The sequence below is a fragment of the Actinomadura sp. KC216 genome (assembly GCF_004348535.1).
Classification (GTDB): domain Bacteria; phylum Actinomycetota; class Actinomycetes; order Streptosporangiales; family Streptosporangiaceae; genus Spirillospora.
This window is the reverse complement of record NZ_SMJX01000519.1, coordinates 1-3709: the sequence shown is the minus strand read 5'-3', so window position 1 is coordinate 3709 and position 3709 is coordinate 1. Positions and strand designations below refer to the sequence as shown.

The following is a 3709-nucleotide window of genomic DNA, read 5'->3' as shown; positions in this document are numbered from 1 at the left end:
CGCGACGACGCCGCGGCGCATCGCGTCCATGGCGCGGCGGGCGGTCTTGCGGATGTGGCTGTTCGGCGGCGCGGCGTCGGCGACCTGCCCGAGCAGGTCGAGGAGCTGCTTCACGGCACGGACGAAGTCGCCCGCGGTGAGGTCGCTTTCGAGGAGGACCTCGTCGAGGTCGTCGCCCTTGGCCCACCGGTACGCCGTCCACGCGAACCCGAGGTCGGGCTCGCGGAGGAACGACACGCGGTTGTCGCGTTCGACGGCGTCCAGCTCGCCCCAGAGCCGCACCATCGAGGCGAGCGCGTCCTGCGCGGGCCCGGCGGGGGTGCGGGGCGGCGCGGCGTCGTCGGGCTGCCGCGACTCGTACACCAGCGCGGACACGCACGCGGCGAGCTCGGCCTGGTCGAGCTTGTCCCACAGCCCGGCGCGGAGGCTCTCGGCGGTGAGCAGGTCAAGCTCGTTGTAGATCTGGCCGAGGCGGCGGCCCTCGGCGGTGACGGAGCCGCCCTCCAGGTACCCGAGCTGCTCCAGGACGGCGCAGACCCGGTCGAACGTCCGGGCGATGACCTGGGAGCGGCCCTCGACGCGGCGGCGGAGCTGCTCGGTCTCGCGGTCGAGGCGATGGTACCGCTCGGCCCAGCGGGCGTGCTCCTCGCGCTTGTCGCAGCCGTGCACGGGGTGGCGGCGCAGCCCGGTGCGCAGCTCGCTGATCTCGGCGTCGTCGGGGGCGGCGGAGTCGCCGCGGGCGCGCTTGCGGTCGCGGACGTCGTCGGGGACCTTCGCGCGGAGCGTGGAGGCCAGGTCGCGGCGGTCCTGCGGGTTGCGGGGGCTGAACGACTTCGGGATCCGGATCCGCTCGACGGGCTCCACGGCGCGGGGGAAGTCCTGGATCGACAGCCGCTGCACCGACCGGTTGATCGTCAGCACGAGCGGCGCGGGCCCGTCCGACCGGCGCCCGACCCCCGGGTCGAGCACGACCGCGAGCCCCGACCGGCGCCCCGACGGGACGAGGATGACGTCGCCGGGCCGCAGGTGCTCCAGCGACTTGGCGGCCTCGGCGCGGCGGGCCCCGGCCCGCTCCCGCGACAGCTCCGCCTCCCGGTCCGACAGGCGGCGCCGCATCGCCGCGTACTCCATGAAGTCGCCGAGGTGGCATTCGGCGGCCTTGGCGTACCCGGCGAGCGCCTCCTCGTTCTTGTGCACCTGCCGGGCCAGGCCGACGACGGCCCGGTCGGCCTGGAACTGCGCGAACGACTCCTCCAGCAGCGTCCGGGCGCGCTCGTTCCCGACCGCGCCGACGAGGTTCACGGCCATGTTGTAGGAGGGCCGGAAGCTGGAGTTCAGCGGGTAGGTGCGGGTCCCGGCGAGCCCGGCGACGGACGCGGGCTCCACGTTCGGCCCCCACACCACCACCGCGTGGCCCTCCACGTCGATGCCGCGGCGCCCGGCCCGCCCGGTGAGCTGCGTGTACTCGCCGGGCGTGAGGTCGACGTGCGCCTCGCCGTTCCACTTGTCGAGCTTCTCGATCACGACGGTGCGGGCGGGCATGTTGATGCCGAGCGCGAGCGTCTCCGTCGCGAACACCGCCTTGATCATCCCGCGGGTGAACAGCTCCTCGACGATCTCCTTGAAGGTGGGGAGCATCCCGGCGTGGTGCGCGGCGACACCGCGTTCGAGGGCGGCGAGGAAGTCGCCGTAGCCGAGGACGCGGAGGTCCTCGGCGGAGATGTCGGCGGTGCGCAGCTCGGCGTGCGCGCGGATCTCCTCCGCCTCCTCCTTGGACGTCAGCCGGATCCCGGCGTGCAGGCACTGCAGGACGGCGGCGTCGCACCCGGCGCGGCTGAAGATGAACGTGATCGCCGGGAGCAGCCCGGCGCGGTCGAGCCGCTCGATCACGTCGGGCCGGGCCGGGGGCCGGTACCGCTGCGGGCGCGGCGCGCGGCGCCGTCCGGTGCGGCGGCCCTGGTTGACCTTCGCGCGCCGGACCTCGTCCACCGCCATCCGGGTGAGCTGCGGGTTCAGCCGCGCCTGCCGGTCCTTGCCCTTGCCGGTGTCGACGAACAGGTCGTACAGGCGGGTGCCGACCAGCATGTGCTGGAACAGCGGGACGGGACGGTGCTCGTCGACGATCACGGCGGTGTCGCCGCGGACCTCGTGGAGCCACTCGCCGAACTCCTCGGCGTTGCTGACGGTCGCCGACAGCGCCACGATCCGCACCGAGTCCGGAACGTGGATGATCACTTCTTCCCACACGGCGCCGCGGAACCGGTCGGCGAGGTAGTGCACCTCGTCCATCACGACGAACGCCAGGCCCGCGAGGGTGTGCGACCCCGCGTACAGCATGTTCCGCAGCACCTCGGTGGTCATCACGACGACGGGCGCCTCGCCGTTGACGCTGTTGTCGCCGGTGAGCAGCCCGACCTTCTCTGGCCCGTAGCGGCGGACGAGGTCGGCGTACTTCTGGTTCGACAGCGCCTTGATCGGCGTGGTGTAGAAGCATTTCCCGCCGCCGGTGAGGGCGAGGTGCACGGCGAACTCCCCCACCACCGTCTTCCCGGACCCGGTGGGCGCGGCGACGAGGACGCCGCTGCCGTCCTCCAGCGCCTGGCACGCCTCGATCTGGAACGGGTCCAGCTCGAAGTCGTACAGGGTGCGGAAGTCGAGCAGGGCCGGGCCGTTCCCCGCGGTGCGCCTGCGGTAGGCGGCGTACCGCGCGGCCGGTGACTCGCCGGCCGCCCCGTTGGCGCTGCCGGTGCCGGTGTCGGTGTCGGGGGAGGTCATACCTTGGAGCCTACGGTTTCGACCGGCCCGATTCCCAATCCGGAGACGATCCCCGCGAGCCCCGGCCGTTTCGGCGGGGCCTGCGAGGCCCGCGAGGGCGCCGTCGCCGCGGGGGTCAGCGGGCGCGGTCGCCCTTCTCCAGTTCGGCGTCGATGGCGTCCAGGTCGAGCGGGGACGCCTCGTCGTCGGCGAGGTCGTCGTACGGGTCGGGTTCGCGGGCCTTGCGCTTGTCGTGGAAGTACGCGATCAGCTCGGCGACCTCGAACAGCACGATCGTCGGCAGCGCCAGCGCCAGCATGGTGAACGGGTCCTGGCTGGGGGTGGCGACGGCCGCGAACACGAACACCCCGAAGATCAGCAGCCGCCGCGACTTGCGGATCCGCTCGTGGGTGAGAACCCCGATGAGGTTCAGCATCACGACGAACAGCGGCAGCTCGAACGTCAGCCCGAAGATGAACAGCATCGCCTGCGCGTAGCTCAGGTAGTCCTGGACGCCGACGAGGACGGTCGTGTCGCCCGGCGCGAGCCCGATGAAGATCTTCAGGCCCTTGTCCATCGTGAGGTACGCCAGGGCCGCGCCGAGGCCGAACAGCGGCACCGCCGCCGCCATGAACGTGTACGTCCAGCGGCGTTCCTTGTTGTACAGGCCGGGCGCGACGAACGCCCAGATCTGGTACAGCCAGATCGGCGAGGACAGCACGGCCCCGACGATGAGCGCGACCTTCAGATGGATGAAGAACCCGTCGAAGATCCCGTGCACGACCAGGTCGCACTTGCCTTCGAGGCAATGCTCGGGCGGGATCCGGGTGTACGGCTGCTTCAGGAAGTTCCAGATCGGGGGGAAGAAGATCCATCCGACGACGGCGCCGAGCACGAGGCCCAGGATCGCCTTGATCAACCGGTTGCGCAGCTCACGGAGATGCTCCATGAGGGG

The 3709-nt window shown here is 72.0% G+C and carries 2 protein-coding genes; both read right to left on the bottom strand.

The window, feature by feature from the left end:
• Positions 1 to 2775, bottom strand: a 2775-nt coding sequence (locus E1264_RS41345; RefSeq protein ID WP_132182843.1) for a DEAD/DEAH box helicase, incomplete at its 3' end; no start/stop codon positions are given.
• A gap of 115 nt (positions 2776 to 2890) precedes the next feature.
• Positions 2891 to 3709: twin-arginine translocase subunit TatC (gene tatC / locus E1264_RS41340; RefSeq protein ID WP_132182841.1), on the bottom strand; the 819-nt coding region annotated here is incomplete at its 5' end.